This is a genomic window from Bacteroides sp. OM05-10AA (assembly GCF_003439055.1).
In the GTDB taxonomy this organism is placed as follows: Bacteria; Bacteroidota; Bacteroidia; order Bacteroidales; family Bacteroidaceae; genus Bacteroides; species Bacteroides intestinigallinarum.
Genome location: NZ_QSUR01000006.1, coordinates 75,179 through 94,588, shown reverse-complemented (window position 1 = coordinate 94,588; position 19,410 = coordinate 75,179). Strand labels below are relative to the sequence as shown.

Below are 19,410 nucleotides of genomic sequence, written 5' to 3'. Positions count from 1 at the left end.
TAGGCAAAAAGGACTTGAGAAACCATACCATAAGGACTATCGGAAGATTTTTGCATCTTCTTCCTCTTTATCAATCAAAGTTGTGGCACTGCTTTTGATGGCTTGAATAATAGAAGAAGTGAAGCCTTTGTGCTCCAGTTCGTTCAATCCTTTTATAGTGGTTCCGCCCGGAGTGGTTACTTTCTCTATTTCCAGCAACGGATGAGTGTTATGATTCAGAATCAGTTCTGTCGCTCCTTCCATGCTATACGCTGCCATTTGCATGGCATCCTTGCCGGGAATTCCTAGCTCAATCCCTGCCTGCATAACCGCTTGCATATATTTTAAGGCGAAAGCTATTCCGCTGGAGGTTAATGCGGAAGTGGTATCTAGTTGCTTCTCTTGCAGGAACAGGCATTTTCCTCCTTCTTCAAATATCTGTTTTATTAATTGCTGATATTCTTTATCGGTTCCGCGGGAAGCTATCAAAGTGAGGCTGGAACGTTCTGTAATGGCCATATTGGGAACTGCCCGAAAGATAGGCATCTCGGCTTCTGTCAAATGAGCCAGGTGGGAGATACATACTCCGGACACGAGAGATACGAGGATTTGTGTACGTAAGAAACGTAGAGGAGACAATACTTCATCTACTTTCCAGGGATTGATGGCGAGGACGATTACTTCGGCTTCCGATATGGCTTGTTGGTTATCGGTCGTTATGTGTATTGCCGGGAAATGTTCTTACAGTCTCTCCAGTTTATCGATATTTGGATTGGAGACAATAATGTCTTTTTCATTGTAAAGATGTCCTTGCGCCAGACAAGTGACAATTGCACTCCCTATGTGTCCGGCTCCTATAATAGCTATTTTCATCTCTTTATTTTTTTTATTTGGCTTTCAGATGTCTCTTTTTTATCCGGCTTTGAGTCAGGCTGCGCACTGACTCTCGAAAAATTGTCTGGATAGCGAACTAATCAGTCTGTTTTTATCTGTGGTATGTACAGATAGTGTGAAACAATGATCGCTTCCTCCATAAGAAATGAGAGATACGGGGATATCTTTGATAGTATCCATAATATGGCTTTCTACTTGTGTGCGTTCCCAATGAAGGGAGCCGATGATATGTATTACAGACATATTTTCGTCCATAACCATTTCGGCATATTTATGTAGTTCCCTTTGAATGATTCGCAGGGTGTCCCGGCTGGCTGTCAGCATCATCGAGATGGATACATTGGATGAGGCCATTGAGATGACATTGATTTGATATTTGTTGATAACTTCCAATATCTTACCCATAAACAAATATCCGGGCAATACATTTAATGAGGTAAAACGTACAAAGGTAGCCGAATCCTGTGAGAGGATGGCCTTGACACTGTTGCCTGTGTCATGGGAAGATATATAGAGGCGTTCTGTTGACAGATCGTGTGTATCGGTTAGGCGGATAACTATATTAGAGCGTGCCGCAAGGGTGATACAATCTGCGTAGAGCAGGTGTACTCCGCTGTTAATCAGTTGTTCGGCTTCTATGTAGGTTAGTGAATGTTGTTCTCGCAGGCAATTCCGGTTTGCGTAGATATGATTGATAGGGGTGGATAACAGTATTTCGTCCGCTTTGAATAGGGTGGCAAGCACTGTTGCATAGTAATCATTGCGTTGTTCGCTCATGAAGTCTATTTCATCATACACATTCCTGCAAATGGAAAGTGGGGCGATAAAAATATCTACATTCCGGTTCTCGTCAATGTATTGTTGGATAGATTCCTGAATATATGGGATATCCGGCTTTCTTTCCAGGTTGATCTGTATAAGTTTGCCGGTATCTAATGTTTGGGTACGAAGACCCTGTTGACGTAAGCAATAAGTGAATAAATCGCTGGATAATCCGTATACTTCCGCTTTTATCATTTTATCAATCAGTAAATCTGCTTTGTCTTCTACAAGTATATGTATTTTCTTTATGCACTCCAGAATCCGGTTTTTAATTTCCTGATTTAAGTGCGAATCTGTAATGAGATGATTGGCAAGGGTACAGCAATATGCTTCGATGGCATTGACTGTGGCATGAGAAGCTTCATCTTCTTCGTGAAACCAACTGATGGAAATAGCCTGTAACCACTCCTGTAATTGTGCCAATATAGGGACTACAGCTACATAAGGATGTTCTTTCTGAATACAATTGATTACTTGCTTCATTTCATCCTCATCTTTAATTTTCTCGAATTTACAAACTTTCATTGTTATCTGGTTATTTATTGGTTACTACTCTTTTCAAAATGATATGCCCTTTTTCAAAAGAGAAAGATATTTAAGAATCATTCTTTAGCTTTAGAATATGGTATATCTTTATAAATCAATCTGTTAATGTCGTAATCAATGTTTTTAATACATCTCTTTACTATAAGTAATCTGCTAATACCGTACCATATTGTGATATAGAGTAAGATTTATTATCTTTGTAGCGTAATTGATTGATAAACCAACAGTATTCATCTATTTATGAAACTCTGCATATAGCTACGCTCAACGAATAGCATCATTTCTAACAGGGCTATTCAGCTATCCGACAGGCAACTACTCGCCTGCCAAAGAGTTTTATATCCATTTTTATAAATTTACGGAACTGTGTGCTACTATGATGTGGTATACCGTATCGTGCTATTTTAAAGTTGAGCAATGAATTATACATATAAGCAAATATGGCTCATCAACTTTCCTGTGATGATGAGCATTCTGATGGAACAATTAATCAATATTACCGACGCTATTTTCCTGGGGCATGTGGGAGAAGTCGAACTGGGAGCTTCTGCGCTTGCCGGAATCTATTATTTGGCTGTTTATATGCTGGGCTTCGGATTCAGCATCGGGCTGCAGGTAATGATTGCCCGGAGAAATGGGGAACAACATTATAAAGAGACGGGACGTACATTTTTTCAGGGATTATATTTCCTGTCGGGGATGGCAGTCATTCTTTGTTTGCTGATTTTGTTTGTTTCTCCATTTATCTTACGCCGGTTGATAACTTCGGATGAAATTTACCGGGCAGTGATTCATTATCTGGATTGGCGTAGCTTCGGTTTGTTGTTCTCATTTCCTTTTTTAGCTTTCCGGTCTTTTCTGGTAGGGATAACAACGACCAAAGCATTGTCCGCAGCAGCTATCATGGCTATCTGTATCAATATTCCTTTTAACTATCTGCTGATATTCAAACTGAATCTGGGTATATCCGGGGCGGCGATGGCTTCTTCTTTGGCAGAGTTCGGAGCTTTTGTCGTACTCCTATTATATATGTGGGTGAGGGTAGATAAAGTGAAATATGGGCTGAAGGTCGTTTATGATGGGAAATTGTTAATAAAGTTGTTGAGGCTATCTGTATGGAGTATGCTTCACTCTTTTATCAGCGTTGCTCCTTGGTTTCTGTTCTTCGTTGCTATCGAGCATCTGGGAAAGACAGAACTTGCTATTTCCAATATTACCCGTAGTGTTTCTGCCGTCTTTTTTGTGATAGTCAATTCTTTTGCATCCACTACGGGAGCGTTAGTCAGTAATTTGATTGGAGCAGGAGCGGGGAAAGAACTTTTTCCTGTTTGTCGTAAAGTTCTTAAGCTGGGCTATGTGGTGGGACTTCCGTTGATAGGGATAGCTCTTTGGAGCAATCAATGGATTGTCGGATTTTATACGAATAACGATAATCTGGTGAGATTAGCTTTCTATCCTTTTATAGTTATGCTGTTGAATTATGCTTTTGCACTGCCCGGATATGTTTATATTAATGCTGTTACTGGTACAGGAAGGACGAAGCTCGCTTTTATCTTCCAGTTAATCACTATTCTGGTATATTTGATTTATCTGTATCTGTTAAGTGAATGTTTTCATGCTTCTCTGACTGTGTATATGACGGCAGAATATCTGTTTGTTATTTTATTAGGGATACAATCCGTCATTTACTTAAAGAGGAAATCCAACTAGAATATGTATTTTTGTACTCTCAATACTTGATACTTTCTCGAAATGACTGAAGATATAAAGAATAAACTTTTGATGTGTGCGGAGATTTATCATCGTGCAGACTTTATTATAAGTGATCCGGTGCAGTTCCCTCATCGATATACGTTGAAACAGGATATTGAAATCAGTGGTCTGTTGACGGCAATTATGAGTTTTGGCAATCGCAAACAGATATTGAAGAAGGCGGACGAACTGCATAGATTAATAGGAGATTCACCTTATCAATATGTATTGTCCCGCCAGTGGGAGAAGGATTTTCCTTCGGGAGCGACCAATAGCTTTTATCGGATGCTATCACATGCTGATTTCTACGGATATTTCCAGCGATTATACATCGCTTATACACAGTTTGAAAGTCTGGAAGAAGCCTTGAAGACATACCCCGGAATACCGATGGAAAAGTTATGTGCATTTCTTGAAGTCTCTGCCAAAAGTCCTCAAAAGAAACTGAATATGTTTTTGCGTTGGATGATTCGTCGGGATTCGGAGGTCGATTTGGGGATTTGGGAAAGTTTTGATCGCAGAGATTTGATTGTTCCTTTAGATACACATGTATGCCGGGTAGCACATTATTTCAAGTTGACGGATACGGAAACTTTTTCTTTGAAAAATGCCCGTCAGATAACGGTGGCATTGGCCAAAGTATTTCCGGATGATCCTTGTCTGGGCGATTTTGCCCTGTTTGGATTAGGAGTAAATGGAGAGATTTAATACTAACTTGATAAAAAATCGGTTATAATCAGAAGAAGTGCAATCTGTATTGAAATCTTCGATTATAACCGAAAGGCTATGAATTGTTAAGACGTTGCTATTTTATTTGTATAATCTTTCCAACCGTTTGCATTCTTGTATTTATCTACAGATTCGGCTGGAACACGAATAATGGTAATGTCATCCGGAAATCCGTACCATACTCTTTCCAATACTTGAGGAGGTGTTGTTCCTTCTACTTTTACTTCCTTAATACCTGTATTATTGAAAGCTGAAAAATTAATCTGTGTGACGTTGGCCGGGATTGTTAATTGGGTGACTTTTCGGTTTCCCCCTAATAACCCTTGTCCCAATATCCGGATGCTTTGCGGAATCTCGAAGCGAGTCAATTTGGGGCATCCCTCCAGGCAATAGGCGTGGATCATAGCATTGGGATCATCGTTGGACATTGTTCCGTAGGTGATTACTTCCGTCAATTCCGGACAGTAGTAAAAAGCCCTGCTTGCTATGTTTGTAACACCGTTGGGTAACTTCACAGTCGTAATACCACTTTCCCGGAATGCTTCCTGACCAATGGTGCTTACATTCTCCGGAATATCGATGGTTTTCAATTGAGAGGTTTTGAGGAATGCCTGCGATCCGATTTCTTTTAGTGTCACGGGTAATAACACTTCTTCAATACCTGCATATACAAATGTGCTGGCAGGAAGTTTAGTGATTTTAGTCTTGCTTAGATCTGCTTTTTTCAGGTTGTAGCAATAATAGAATATGTCTTCTTTAAGCTGCTCCAAGGTTGATGGAAACACAATTTCCTGAACGGTTGAATTGAAGAAAGCCATATCTCCAATGGATTTTAGTCCTTCATTGAGTACCACCTTATTTATTTGGCTATTCCTAAAGGCGTCTTTAGGAATTGATTTCACACTATTGGGGAGTATGATTTCATTATATCCTTTCAGGACTTCTGTCAATACTCCATTTTCTACACGGACAGGTGCAACCTGAATGGTGAAGCTCTTCTGCTTTCCTTCTATTGTTATGGTCACTTCTTGTTTGTCGACAGGTGTGGATGAAGAGAAACCACTGATCTGTGCCAAAGTTACATTCACAGGGCGTTTTTTCCCGTCATCGTATTCACCTGTCACGTTAAGGCCGGTTAAGTCTATATTTTCTCCTAATGCATAAATCGTCTTTGAGGGTAATTGTTCTATGGAGAAATTTTCAAGTAAAGCTCCTGCGGGAGCAGACGGCTTTTCCTCCAAAGGTGAATCTTTCTTGTATTCGTCATTTTCAGTGCTGCAACTTAGTAATGTAACTGCTATAACTATTTGCAGGCAAAGTGCTGTCATTCTATGAAGTTTGGTTTGTTTCATGTGATAAAAGTTTAGTTGGGAAATTGGGTTAAACGTATTTCTATTTTGACAACTTTTCCGGCTTCTACAGTCTTGCCGGCAGACCATATCTGGTAGTTATCGGGGCCGCCTCCCTCTTGCACCACGAAGGTCAGAAATCGTTGCGATTGCGCTGCAAACCATTCTTCTTGTGGCAGGGTAAAGGTTGCTATGCCACTCTTATTTGTCTGAATAATTGCGGTAGGCGAGGTTAAATTATCTTTTTCAAAAATCTTATAATCTTTTTCATTATACATTTTTACGGGAACTCCCGTTATCATTTTTCCATTCTCATCATAAACGGATACTACTACCTTAGCTTCTTTTACTTCTTCGTTTCCTTTTTCGCATGCTACCATGAAAAGCATGGCGCTTAGTAGAATAACAATCTTTCTCATAATCTTTTCCTTTTTCAATTTTTACGAATGCAAAAGTACTAAGATTACATCGGTTTTGAGTTATGATGCGATTTTGTAAATCTAACACTTTGTTTTTAAATGTGTTGATATTCAGTAGATTATTTGGATTGTATTCTAAGATTTCTAACACTGGTCTAACACCTATCCGAAAAGAGCCAAAAACAGGTCTTTATTGATCGTTTCTGCCGATTTGATACGCGATTTAAGTCGTGATTTACGGGCATATACATTAGCAACCGTGTCTTTCATAAACAGGCTGATTACTTGTGGAGAAAAACCTACGAAAATATAGCAAAGTAACCGGATGTCAGCTTCTTTCATTGTCGGAAAATCATTCCGAAGTTTCTCCATAGCATTATCATGACAGGTATTCACGATTAGTTCCAGTTCTTGCAGCATTTCATTATTCTCTGCAAAATTGGTGATTATCTGCTTTACTTCGTGGAACATGGCAGCCTGTTGGGATGCGGTATTTTCACGTTCGTAGTAAGTTTTTCCCAGTTTATCTATAATATCGAAACGTGAAGCTATTAAACCTTTTAAATGGCTTTCTGCATTGCGTTGGCCTTCCAGATGTTCTATCAGGGTCTTGTATTCGGAGTTGGCTTCTTCCGCAAGTAACAGATAGTGATCGGTACGCTCACGTTGCAGGCGCAGACGTTGACGAATGATATAGTAGGCCACTCCTATTATCAGGAAAACGATGGCTGCTGTGGCAATCTCCCAAATTATGCGGTTTTTCATCCGGTATTCAGTAAAGTCCGATTGCTCTTTGAAATACTCACGTTCAACCATGCCGGCGGAAAATTGCATGTTTGAGCGTGTCAAAGAATCTGTGAGGTAGATGTAACGGTGTATATTATCGGTTGCTTGCTTAAAATTCTTGGCTTGTGCTTCAATCCGATATGCGGTGTATTGCAGTTCTGCCATATCACGAATATCGGTGGTATTTGCTTCTGCAAGTGTCAGATAGTGGCGTGCACTGTCTAGACGGTTTTTTATGAGATTCACGTCTACTAGTGTATGATATCCGTACAGTGTATCTCGCCGGGCTGAAAATTCGATACGTTGCAGTAGATCATGGGGAATCTGTTTCTTGCCTGACACTACATAGAGAGAGGCGAGATTGGTGAGACTTGTTTGGGCTAAGTGATCGTTCTTTAATTCATCGGCTAAATCAAGTGCGGCGGAATAGAGGCGCATCGCTTTTTCTATGTCTTTCGAATGAAAGGTAGCGGCTGCCATATCGAGAGTAGCCTCTGTTTCTTCCCGGACATTATTTGATTGCCGGAAGTTGTTGCGAGCTTCCCGAAAATAATGATAAGCCCGGTTATAATTCATTTGTTCATAATATACTTCACCGATTTGGCTGTATAAAAGCCCTGTATAATAAGGCTCATTGGTATCTTTTAGTTTCTCTTCAATTTCCAGGAAAAGCCGTAATGCTCCCGGTTTGTCTCCTGTCCGTAGTTTGATTCGTCCCCAATAATAGAGAGTTTTACATTGGCGACGTAGATCTTGAGGATGATGTTTATAATGATTCCAGGCCTGGCGAATCAGCGAATCATTGGTTACCTTAATATGGTTTTTATCTAAGGCTTCAGAATAAAGTAGTGCATATCTGGCCTGTTCTGCCTGTCTTCCTTCCGGCTTGAGCTGTTGTAATATTGTAAAGGCGCTGTCCGGCTTATTTTGTAACAGCGCTTCCGCCTCGTCGAGCCGGGAAATCTGTTCTCTATTGTAACATCCTGTAAAAAAGAGAATTGCTAATAGTTCGAGTATAATTCTGCATTTCATGCTGTGAATGTAATAAAAATATTTCGATTTAAATTGGGAATTATCACATCTTTATTTTTCTTATGAGTGTAATCTATTCAAATACCTACATTTATGCTGACATTCGATACTTGGATAGGAGATAGTGAAAGTGAGATATTAAGAACAAAGATATTTATACGATACATAAATTCTTGTTTTTTCGAAAGGTTAGCTTATTTTTGGTATTACTACCATATATTGGGGTATTTTATTAAACAAAATATCTACAAGTTTTGTTTTTTATCTTACAGATTGTTATACCATATTGTCTTCAGTTTAGAAAGATAACTTCCTTTTTCTAAATAGTTAAAAATAGATACTTGGAATTAGATGATAACTATTTTCTTTGAACGGATGAAGGGGCCGTGATAAAGCGAGTATTTCTCCCCGATAGGGATGGCTTACAAATATGTGTGTTAATTATTTTTAGTAAATAAAATAGGGTTATGCAAATAAAAAATGGTCTTGATGATTGTGCGTGTTGTAGTTCAAATGGGTCGGATACACATCGTCGATTTGTAAAACGTGAATTTGGACAATGGGAAAGGATCTCATTTTCTCCTGAAGCCGGGCATATATTATTTATTCTGGAAGGAGAAATCAAAATAGAGGATGCAAAAGATACCTATGTACGGGGGATTAATCAAATGATATTACTAGGATATAATCATGAATATCGTATTAAGGCATTGACAAAGGGAATAATGCTTGTTCTCTCTTTCACTACCCACTATCATGTATGTGTTAATATAAATGCTGAAAGAGTTTGGCGTACTATGAAGACGGTGACGTACAGATTCAATACTCTGGAAATGGTTCCTCCTATGTTAGATTTTGCCAAATCAGTCATGTTCTATCTGGATCACAAAATATACTGTGATTATTTGCAAGAATCTAAAGCGGTGGAGATTTTTATTGTATATAGATTCTTTTATACCTCTGAAGAGTTAGCTCATTTCTTTTATCCGGTTTTATATAAGGACCTGTCTTTTGATACTTTGGTGAGAACCAATTATGAAAAAGTAAAAACTGTTCAGGAATTAGCTGACTTGTGTGGCTATAGTCTTTCCAGATTCAAAAAGATATTTGTCAGGCATTTTGGTATTTCACCTTATCAATGGATACAGCAACAAAAAATATCAAAAATAAAAGCCAGTTTATTAGATAAAACAGTTCCTATAAAATCTATTGCTTATGAATTTGGATTTGTCGATCAATCTCATCTGAATACATTTTGCAAGAAGTATTTAAATGCGACTCCCTTACAAATAAGAAATAGTTCGGAAGTTCAAAACCCATCGAAGGATTGAGGTGGATTCTAATTTAGAAAGGCTCCCCCTTATTTTAGTCTATGTCGTTAATGAAATAGCTAGAATAAAGGGGATATTTTATTTTTCAATTCTTAATTGGGGACACACCGTAGGCTTAAAGCATGTGTTCTGGTAGAAGACAATTGCTGAGCACCTAATGCAGGAGTTCCAACGAAATACCACATGTCAGTTCCATTCGGAGCAGAAGATGATAAAATAAGAGAAGCTTCTCCTCCTTCTATAAGTGCTCCGGATTCAGAATGCCTATCTCCCGCAGCCGGAATAAAAAGAGAGGCATTTTCATGCAAACTACCGGCAACAGGATTAAAAAGAAGGCTTCCAATATATGCTACATCCTTAGTGTTCCAAGAAACTGCAGTATTGCTTGCTATAGCACTACCTCCAAATCCAGTGCTTGATATAAAAGGATTGTTGTGGTCTCTTCGGTCAAAATACCCATCTGCATAAAATCCCCATCTGAAATTTATGTTATTACCCAAATCATTTATCATAGGGGTGGCATATAAAGACTGTCGAAGCTCGGAGTTTTTTATGGCAGCGGAGGTACTGTTCGAAGTCGAAGTAGTGATAGAGCCATCATTGGGACGACGATATCCTGGAGGGCAGCCTTCGGAAGTTGCTTGAAGTGTATTCCAAAAATCGCCAGTTGGTACATTATTCCATATAGTAGATGTTACGGGGGTAACCGGATTATATGCTAATGCTCCATAAGGGGGGATTTTTGACCATTGAAACAAGGCTCCGGCTTGAGTGGGATAATCCGTAAACACTGCGTTTGATCTATCGGCTAAAATTTCTACAAGTTCGTCCATATTCGTCAAGTCGGAGGCTGTAGCATTATACGCACAAACACGTACTGCGGCAGAACCACGTGCATTGTCAGTGGGATCCATCAGATAGTCAGGCTCGTTGCCCTGGCGTATATAGATTATGTGATATTTTTGTGGAGTTCCATAACGAAGGAGTACCAAGGCATAACGTGCCGAATTGCTCCCTGTCGGCGTATAAGTGGAAGTCAGCCCTATACGAAAATAAATATAATTTCCTGCTCCGCTGACAGCAGTACCTGATGCTGATGATACATAGCCTGGTACTGTATATATAGCATCATTGGTAAGCATGCTGCCCGGATTTTCAGTAGTGGAATTATAGGTGATTCCTGTGTCATCGGATGCGTCGTTGCTGAATACAATATCTCCGGGTTTCCATCCGGAGCCAAGCCAGTAAACTGAAGCATCCCAATTTCCCGAACGTGTCATTCCATTACCGACCGGAATGCGTATAATGCGTTCTCCCTTTTGGTTCGCTTTCCAAAAAGCACCTACATACTCGCCTGACATATAATTATCACGCACTGTTGCCATCGGATAATTCGGCAACTGGATAACCTTTATAGAGGCGCCGCTCACGTCAATAACATTATAAATAGTTCCTGCCATTTCAGTACTTGTGCTGGAGTTCTCCGTATATTTCCATACATATAATGTTTTTGTACCTGTTCCGGTAAATTGATTGGTGGTGCCTGGGGTAGTGCCATCCTGATTACGAACATTAGCTGCAGGTAATGAACCATTGGCCCAATTAAGGATATCTGTCAGATTATCACATATAAGGAAGTTAGAGTTATCAATAGCGATAGTCCAATCTAAAGAAGAACCGTTGGCAACTATTACGTTGAATTCTGAAAACCCTCCCGTTGGAGGTAAGACTATTTTTTCCGGAGTAAGTAGCAATGCTGCTTCCGGAGTGATTGACAAAGTGTAATTAATAAACTGTCCGGTTCCCCATGTGAGTCCCTCAAGATCGAAATCGAAGGTTCTCCCTGTATTGAGTTCTACAGTTAACGTGGCTCCGGAAGTCAGGGTTTGTGGAACCATCATCAGATATCCTCCACCTGTATTGATAAGTTCTGCTGTAGATTCCAGATATACGCCATCATCAACTATGGCCTCAAAATTTTCGTTCGTAGCTCCGGAAAGATCCCAAGATGGGGTTCCGTCGGTAGCTATGCTAAGTTTACCGGACTTCTTAACACCTTTGACTGCTATTTTTTCTATTTTCTCTCCATTGCCTGAAGCTTTAAATCCAATACAAGTGAGAGCATGTCTCATCTGAAAATTGACTGATGATGAGCCGTTGTTAGTTTTATTCCGATCTTGCAGGAGGGCGGAAACCATCAGGTCTGGCTGATCGGAACAATTTGTAGGGACAGTATAATCAATGGAAGGGATGCCTGAAGTCACGTTCATTGTGATACCATTTGCGGCAGTGGCGTATGGCGAATAAGCGAAGAAACTAACATTGGCATCGACAGCTTGGGGCCAATATACAGGGTTGTCATAACTCCAGACACCTCCAGTGTTAGTTATTTCAATATTATCCATAAAATTGGGAGTAGCAGTCGTCCCTTTAGCACCCCAATTATTGGCGGTCCCATTACCGGTATAATAAGCAAATACACCCATATTCGGGATAGTATTGGCAGAAGAAATAGGTAAACCGCGTGACTGTGGAATATCAGATATAGTTGCAAACTGAATCCCATTGGCTTCGTAATCGTAATGGTTTAAGTTTGTTGTTTCTGTGCAGGAGACTGTCAAGAAAGAAGCCGCCAGACACATTAATGTCAATTTGAAAGTCTCCATAAATTTCATTGTTTAAATCTAATAAAGGGCTGGAAAATTCTATTTTCCAGCCTGTAAATGCATTCCCCAAATTAAGGTTGAGGCAATGGAGTGTCTGTACCTCCCACTGTATCCCAGTCAGCAACATTAGCAGAGAATGTGATTATGTTGAAGATGTCTTCTCCACCACCGCCTGTTGAGTCATCGGCAATAGTTAAATTCAACATATAGTGTTTACCCATGCCGAACATGTCAGCAGGCACCGTACCTACTGCGGGCACATTACCTGCCACGATTGTATATTGTGACAAATCACCGCTATAAATTGTATGGTCATTAGCATCTTTGACCTCGATTCCACCAGTTACCTGTATCGTGCAACCGATTGAACTTTGTGGCATAATCATATATGAGGCAGCTCCTGTATATGAGGTAGCAGTTGCATTAGGGGCAGTCCACGCAGCGTCGGCCGTTTTAGGATCGATGGTTCCTCCTGTTGATTTGACTCCCAGATTGGCAGTAAGCCCAGTTGTACTAAGAGTATAACCTGCATCTAACAGATCTTGGCTCAATGAAGCTGTTACACTGATTTTAGCCAGTTTATGAGCAAATTCAAAAGCAACGGTACCGGCACTCAAACCCGTTTTAGGATTGGCAATAGTAAAATCTTCAGCTGCATCACTGGGGACAGCATACGCTATTGAAAGAGCCGGGTAAGTACCTGTTGCTGTAACAGTTGCCGGAGCCCATGAGTAAAAGTCTACTGTACCCCCGGTAGTTGGCCAGTAATAAGGACCACTTTGAGGTAAATTAGTTGTGCCATTAGCCACATCGTTGATAAACCAGTTATTGTTAGTTGCACCACTCCAGACTGCATAAACTTTGTAATTGGAATTATTATCATTTGCAGCACGAGTCACCTTATCGTTCAAATTCGAAAATTTAATTTCTTTTTGTCCAACAGAAGTTTCTTCTAGTTCAGCTTGTGAGCAACTGGCCAGAATTATGGCTGTTGCTACCATTGTAAAAATCTTTTTCATTTCCCTTTTTTTAATTTAGTATTAATCTAATTGTTTACATCAGTTTTTGCTTAGCAAATAACTGAATCTCCAGATAGTTACTTCAAGGTAAGCTATCTTGTTTCTTTTATTCCCTATTTACATACTCCAATTCATTTTAGACATTACAATTATTTTATATTCAGAGGGACTTCTATAATGTCCCAGTCAATTACTTCCGTTTCAAAACCCGAGTTTCCGCTTCCTTCCGGAACAACATCAGGTAAAGGATCAGGTAGTTCTACATACAGATTCAAAGTGGTTGCTCCATTAGTTTCGGGCTGGAAGGTAACCAAGGAAGTCACGTTTACCTGTTGACGGATAAGAGTTTTTTCTGCATCAACCAACATAAATAAGAAGTCTATTTGTACTGGTGAATCACGTTGTACATTGGTTTCATTGGGCTTTTCACCCAAAAATCCCCAAGTATAAATAGTCTTCGAAATGGTTCCATTCTTCTTTGAATCACTATCATACGTTCTATTGTTCATGGTAAATTGCTGTGTAGATGCAATCCGAGAACTTTTATCTTCTTTGATATTGAAAGATTCTGCTATTCCGAGCAAATCAACTAATGCCGGCATACGCGCGTTGTTCAGTCCTTTCACGTGAGCAACAATATTGAACTTATGCACTTTGCGTAAGGGTATTAATCCGACAAGTGCTTCTATAGACTCCTGTATAGCTTGATCTACGACTTCTCCATTTGAATAATAACGGGAATAATTGATCATCTCATTAGTCACGTTAAAATCGGAAACTGTCACCGAAGCTAAAATATCCGGTTCGTATGCATATGAATTGTCATTACTTCGGCTTTTAGCAGTAGGATCAGGAGTGGCATACGCCTGAAGAGTGGAGAAATTATCATATCCCCGAATGCCAACTCCTTTAATCTGTCCCCGAAGCTCATTGAAGATGACAACGGTATATTTGCCTGCCGGTACATTGGCGTATGTTTGAATACGATTCGTATTATTTTCAAATCTATGTTCCAGAATCAGTTTGCCATCATCCTGATTATAAAACAAAGCGGTAACATTCTGTGGATTGATGTTAGCTTGAGACCACACCGTTCCTATCGGAATGAGAGCATTATTCTCACATGTCTCCTCTAATGGGCGGCGGTGACAGGAGAGGAGGAGTAACAATGTACTCCAAACCAAAATATTGTATTTTAAATATATAAGTCTCATTGTCCGAATTCTAGCTGTTTTTTATATTTTTGATTGATCATCCACACCAAGGATACCTTGACACGTGTAGGACCTATCCAAGTGGACTTTCCACTCTTTTGTCTTATCAAGTGCCATTCGTCATCATATTCACACTTTTGAGGAATATATTCTCTGTATTTGTTGGTCATATATCCTATTCCAAGTGAATACTCCAGTCGCCAGTTTTTGGAGATTTTATGAGCAAAACCACCGGTCAATCCAAACGGTATAATAAATTCTCCTTGGTAGCCTTTGGTTTTCCATTCGACATCATATGATCCGGCTCCACCATAAATACCCATGTACCACCCGGTTAGTAAATTGTCTTTCGTATGGTTTCCCCACCAATAACGCAATTCCAAATTTCCATTCAAAATTTCGAGTGCATATTGTTTTTTCTCCCAAAGCCACCAGGGAAATATCCATTCACCAGCCAAGGAAAGGTGTTTACCAATAGGAACTTCAACTTCTACATTAAGGCCAGACAATAGATCGTACAAAAGATTGGTTTTCACAGCAAAAAGTGGTCTGTATGTTTTTTGCAGTGGTGGTATTATTGGAGAAACTATTTCTGGCAGTTCTTCTGGTTCGATAATTGCTTCTTCAACCACTATCGGTATCGAATCATCCTGTACTGCAATGGTTTCCGGTTCCTTTATCTTTTCATGCTTTTCTTTTATGCGAAAAAATACACTTGTAGCTGTACGCATATATTTCGCAAAATTCTTAGTTATATAGAAATCTGTACTGCCTCCACTTAGTTGTTTAATTTGAATCACTTTCAGTCGATTGCTAACGGAAGAGTGTAATATTCTCAAAGCCTCTTCTCTATTAGGGACAAGCGGATCATTTTGAATTAGGTCAATCAAAACATCCCAATTGAATACTGATGGCAAAACACTTATCCTATCGTTGTAAACTCCCGGATGTTTCCATCTGATATAAGTTCTTAATGCCATAGCGCGTTCATATGAGAGACGTGAGTTGACCTGAAAATCTCCTATAAGAGAAGCGCTTCCGAAGATTGTTATAGAATCCACTCCGGAAATGAAATCTGGATTCTTCAACATTTCGTCAAGTTTTTCAAGGGCACTCTGATTGGTATAATAGTCACGCATGAGCAATGAGCTATTATTTGCAAAGTAAAATATCAAACGTGCCGGCAATTCACTACTGGACGGAGGAGCTGAAGCACGACTTAAATTTGAAAAACCGAAAAGCAACGTTATTATAAATGCCATTGCGGTTGATCGTTTTTTATCTATTCCTAATATATACATAATACCTAATACCTATCTATGAATTTCAAATACCTGAAAACAGAATGCAAATTTAAATGGTTTTTTTATGCGCACATGTAGTCCCAATATGCTGAATATTGCATAAAAAGACATTTCTATTGCATAAAAAGATATTTTCATTGTTGCAGTTTAATGCAATCGTACGTACCATATATAATGGTTCGGAAACAAAGGTGCTGTCTGAAAGGAGAGAAGATACTTCTCGTGAAAGATTAATTGATCCACTGATAAATCGACCTTTAGTAATTATTCTATCTGCGCTATCGGCCTTCCGATAATAAATTTTAGTTTTGGTTGGCATGGCATTTGTTTTTAATTAAGGTTATTATTTGAAAATATTTATAATTATCTCATATTAAGCTTTTTAGTAATATGGAAATTTGCAATAAAACGTAGATGGATATAAATTGTTCGTTGACTTGATTGGTCTCTTACCAACATGAAGATGGTATTTTAATTGCTGTGTTTAATATTATATCTTGATATATTCTTATGGAAAAGATAAATGACTGATTATATATTATAAATTTCTTAATGCAATTTGTGTTTGACTTGTAAAGTCTTTGTTAATATATCGCCATGCTTAATATGAATATTAGTTTTCTTGTGTTGAAATATTTCTTATGAAAGGGTAGTTTAGATGGAATTTATGTAAAGCGTTGCTTTATAGCTTGTTACGCTTTCTTTTTTTTCTTTAAAACCAACAGGTTGTTCCTTTAAAAGGAACAACCTGTTCCACACCGAGAAACACTTCGTTGGTTTAAAAGGAACGGAATGCTTCCTAGAATCAAAAAATAGAGTTATGGTAAATTGCGCAAATTTTCGAAATTGAGAAACTTATTAATCTTATTTATGTAAAGAAATAGTCTGAATGTTATTCGTGTAAATAAATATGTAAATGTTATATATTAAGATTTTTCTAACGAATAGTATTTAACATTCTAGGAATGAGTTTTTAGACTTGCATACTATAACCAGAACCTTAGTTTTTGTATACTGTTATATTGTGTGAAGGAGGGAGGGAAGTTGCACTTCTTACTTACCCCTTTAAATCCAAATCATAATTTCTACCTCTTTTTCAGTTCCGATTTTTTCCTTTTTTCTGATTTCTGCTTTGAGAGGAAGCAAATAAGTATCGAGTTTTGTGTCAAACCAGATTGCGGTTTCCCACTGTGTGTTGCCGATTTTGGCTGTCATCTTCAATCGCCCCCAGCCTTCTTCTAAGAATTTAAGATTCTCTCTTATTTCTTTGGACATTTCTTTCGGCAGGCAGGCGATGTACCAACCACCTGTTCCGGCTGTCGATGAGTAATTCCATACTTTTGCGGTAAACTCGTATTTTATTCCCTTATTTTCCATATAGTTGCAAAAATAGGAAATAATAGGAGATTGGCTATTATATTCTCTCTCAATTCATTTTTAATAGTTGTTTAAACACATGTTCATAGGAATCGACAAATGCGCAAAGGACCAGAATAGGTTAAGGTAAGTTTGTGCATTGCTCTTGTTACTGCTACATAAAGCATACTTTTGTCAGTACTGGAATGATAGTTTTTATCATCTGCTTGCGGAATGATGACTTCATCAAATTCCAGTCCTTTTGCCATGTGGGCAGAAGTGATGATGATACCTTTTATATAGGTTGAACTTTGGTTGGATAAAAGTGAAATACAATCTGTATATGGCTGGAACTTTTGAGCAAGTTCTTTCGCTTGGGATTCTGTTTTGCAGATGATTCCCAATGATGTATAATGGGAGCTTTTGAAGGAACTTACCAGATCAGAAAGACTTTGTATTTCTTCTTCTGTATTTCTGAATTGAAGAATTCTTGGGTGTTCTCCATGTCGCATAATCGGTTCTAACTCATTGTTCGATTGAATTTTCTGTGCAAAGCTGGTTATCTCAAAAGTTGAACGATAGCTTTTGCAAAGTTTCATTATTTCTCCTGTTGTAAATGCTTTTTGGATCATATCGGCCGTGGAAGAGCCATAAGGATTGACGGATTGGGAAGCGTCTCCAAGAATTGTTTTTCGACAGGGATAAAGTTTTTGAATCACTTTGTATTGTATGGGAGAATAATCTTGCATTTCGTCTATTAGAAGATGTTTGACATAAAATTGGGTGTTGTTTCCATTTAATGCGATATGCAGGTAGGCTAAAGGTGCTAAATCTGCATATTCCAGTAGGCGGTTTTTACGCATCTTGAACAAGTCCGGTTTTCCGATCCACTCAAAAAAGTCCTTATAGGTTTGAAGATCATTATTTCCTGCAAACATATTTTTTATCTCTTTCTTTAGTTGGTTTTTCTCCGGAGTACTGACCGTTTGATTATATTGAAGTTTCATCATTTCCAGGATATAATCTGTCATAGTCTCAAATCGTTGACGTATGGGATAGCGATGGAATCGTTTGAACTGCTCGTTAATAAATTCAGCAGGAATGGTGATGTATTTTGTGAGTTTTACATCTATGGCTTTGAAATAGTTGTTTTCTATATAAAGAATGAACTTGTCAAGTTGTGATATAAACTCGAAGGTGGCTTTGTATTGTATCCGTTTGATAAAGTCTTGTGTCGGCTTTTCCAATAATTCTGTTACTTGTTCAAAGAAAGTCTGGTATTTATATTTGTTATCAAGTACCTCTGAAAGAATTTGTTCCATACTGGTTTCGGGAACGGTCTCTTCGCCAAGTTCCGGAAGTACATTCGATATATAATTGGCAAATACTTTATTGGGTGAGATAATTAATATGTCTTTGGAAGAAATCTGTCCTTTCTGCGCATAAAGCAGGTAGGCGATACGATGGAGGGCAATAGAAGTTTTCCCTGAACCGGCAACACCTTGTATGATAAGTACGGCGGCATTCTCATTACGGATAATTCGGTTTTGCTCCCTTTGAATGGTCGTAACGATATTCCTCATTTTGTTGTCGGCATTGGAGCATAGTTCTTTTTGCAGAATATCGTCATGAACAGTTACAGAACTTTCAATCATGTACTCCATATTTCCTTTACGAATACGGTACTGGCGTTTGAGCAAGATTGTTCCATTAATTTCACCTGCCGGAGAAGAATAGGTCGCTTCGCCTAATTCATGATCGTAGAACATGCTTGAAATAGGAGCTCGCCAATCATAAATAAGATTTCGTTTTTGCTTGAAATCATAGAAAGTGTGTATTCCTATATAGATTGGATTTATCAGGCTTTTGTCTTTCTTTTCCTGAAAGTCGATTCGTCCGAAATAGGGGATATCCAGTATTTTGCTTAGCCGTCTGCGTTTGTCAATTACGTTTTCGCCTATTGCAAAATGATTTAATATGCTTTCGCGCATAGAACGGATTTCGTGCGGATCGATATCCTTATTCGACCATAGGTAATCTTTGTACTCCTGTAGGGTGTCTATATGTTCTTTGACAGAAGTACTGGTGGTGTTGATCGTATCATTGATGGTGGTTATGACTTGCTGCAAGTACTCTTTTTCCTGTTTTTCTGTTTGATTGAATATCATAATCTTTTTGTTAATGGTATGGTGAAGAATTGAAATTGCAGGCA

Annotated in this window: 13 protein-coding genes and 1 pseudogene; 3 read left to right on the top strand and 11 right to left on the bottom strand. The window is 38.7% G+C overall.

The window, feature by feature from the left end:
- Positions 1-36: 36 nt before the first annotated feature.
- Both proC and DXB58_RS06355 read right to left on the bottom strand, forming a co-directional pair.
- A pseudogene (proC, locus tag DXB58_RS06360) lies at positions 37-852 on the bottom strand (pyrroline-5-carboxylate reductase).
- Between the two features lie 54 nt (positions 853-906).
- On the bottom strand, positions 907-2,220 hold the full coding sequence (locus tag DXB58_RS06355; RefSeq protein ID WP_122136260.1) for an aspartokinase: 1,314 nt from the start codon (positions 2,218-2,220) through the stop codon (positions 907-909).
- Positions 2,221-2,658: 438 nt separating this feature from the next.
- Here DXB58_RS06355 and DXB58_RS06345 point away from each other — a divergent pair, with 438 nt between their 5' ends.
- Both DXB58_RS06345 and DXB58_RS06340 read left to right on the top strand, forming a co-directional pair.
- Positions 2,659-3,951, top strand: a complete 1,293-nt coding sequence (locus DXB58_RS06345) for an MATE family efflux transporter (protein WP_122136259.1) — start codon at positions 2,659-2,661, stop codon at positions 3,949-3,951.
- Between the two features lie 42 nt (positions 3,952-3,993).
- Positions 3,994-4,701: a TIGR02757 family protein gene (locus tag DXB58_RS06340; RefSeq protein WP_122136258.1), complete on the top strand. Its 708-nt coding sequence runs from the start codon at positions 3,994-3,996 to the stop codon at positions 4,699-4,701.
- Positions 4,702-4,787: 86 nt separating this feature from the next.
- Here DXB58_RS06340 and DXB58_RS06335 read toward each other — a convergent pair whose 3' ends face one another.
- The 3 genes from DXB58_RS06335 to DXB58_RS06325 form a co-directional block, all read right to left on the bottom strand.
- A complete protein-coding gene (locus tag DXB58_RS06335) occupies positions 4,788-6,074 on the bottom strand; it encodes a leucine-rich repeat protein (protein ID WP_199487928.1) in 1,287 nt (428 codons plus the stop codon).
- Positions 6,075-6,085: 11 nt separating this feature from the next.
- Positions 6,086-6,490 carry a hypothetical protein gene (locus tag DXB58_RS06330; protein ID WP_004307015.1) on the bottom strand — a complete coding sequence of 135 codons (405 nt, stop codon included), beginning with the start codon at positions 6,488-6,490 and terminating at the stop codon, positions 6,086-6,088.
- A gap of 162 nt (positions 6,491-6,652) precedes the next feature.
- The gene (locus tag DXB58_RS06325) at positions 6,653-8,308 is read right to left on the bottom strand and encodes a hypothetical protein (protein WP_122136257.1); all 1,656 of its coding nucleotides are present in this window, start codon (positions 8,306-8,308) and stop codon (positions 6,653-6,655) included.
- A 467-nt stretch (positions 8,309-8,775) separates the two neighbouring features.
- Between DXB58_RS06325 and DXB58_RS06320 the strand changes: the two genes are divergently transcribed.
- A complete protein-coding gene (locus tag DXB58_RS06320) occupies positions 8,776-9,639 on the top strand; it encodes an AraC family transcriptional regulator (RefSeq protein ID WP_117936714.1) in 864 nt (287 codons plus the stop codon).
- Positions 9,640-9,731: 92 nt separating this feature from the next.
- Here the strand turns inward: DXB58_RS06320 and DXB58_RS06315 are convergent, their stop codons facing one another.
- The 6 genes from DXB58_RS06315 to DXB58_RS06290 all read right to left on the bottom strand — a co-directional run bounded on the left by DXB58_RS06315 (position 9,732) and on the right by DXB58_RS06290 (position 19,366).
- A complete protein-coding gene (locus DXB58_RS06315) occupies positions 9,732-12,305 on the bottom strand; it encodes a fimbrillin family protein (protein ID WP_158571551.1) in 2,574 nt (857 codons plus the stop codon).
- A gap of 71 nt (positions 12,306-12,376) precedes the next feature.
- Positions 12,377-13,324 carry a fimbrillin family protein gene (locus DXB58_RS06310; RefSeq protein ID WP_117936710.1) on the bottom strand — a complete coding sequence of 316 codons (948 nt, stop codon included), beginning with the start codon at positions 13,322-13,324 and terminating at the stop codon, positions 12,377-12,379.
- A gap of 149 nt (positions 13,325-13,473) precedes the next feature.
- Positions 13,474-14,538, bottom strand: a complete 1,065-nt coding sequence (locus DXB58_RS06305) for a DUF5119 domain-containing protein (RefSeq protein ID WP_117936708.1) — start codon at positions 14,536-14,538, stop codon at positions 13,474-13,476.
- Positions 14,535-15,800, bottom strand: a complete 1,266-nt coding sequence (locus DXB58_RS06300; protein ID WP_158570814.1) for a DUF3575 domain-containing protein — start codon at positions 15,798-15,800, stop codon at positions 14,535-14,537. Before DXB58_RS06300 ends, DXB58_RS06305 begins: the two co-directional genes overlap by 4 nt.
- 1,107 nt (positions 15,801-16,907) lie before the next feature.
- The gene (locus tag DXB58_RS06295; RefSeq protein ID WP_117936773.1) at positions 16,908-17,204 is read right to left on the bottom strand and encodes a DUF1905 domain-containing protein; all 297 of its coding nucleotides are present in this window, start codon (positions 17,202-17,204) and stop codon (positions 16,908-16,910) included.
- A gap of 98 nt (positions 17,205-17,302) precedes the next feature.
- Positions 17,303-19,366: a UvrD-helicase domain-containing protein gene (locus DXB58_RS06290; protein ID WP_122136255.1), complete on the bottom strand. Its 2,064-nt coding sequence runs from the start codon at positions 19,364-19,366 to the stop codon at positions 17,303-17,305.
- Positions 19,367-19,410: the final 44 nt, after the last annotated feature.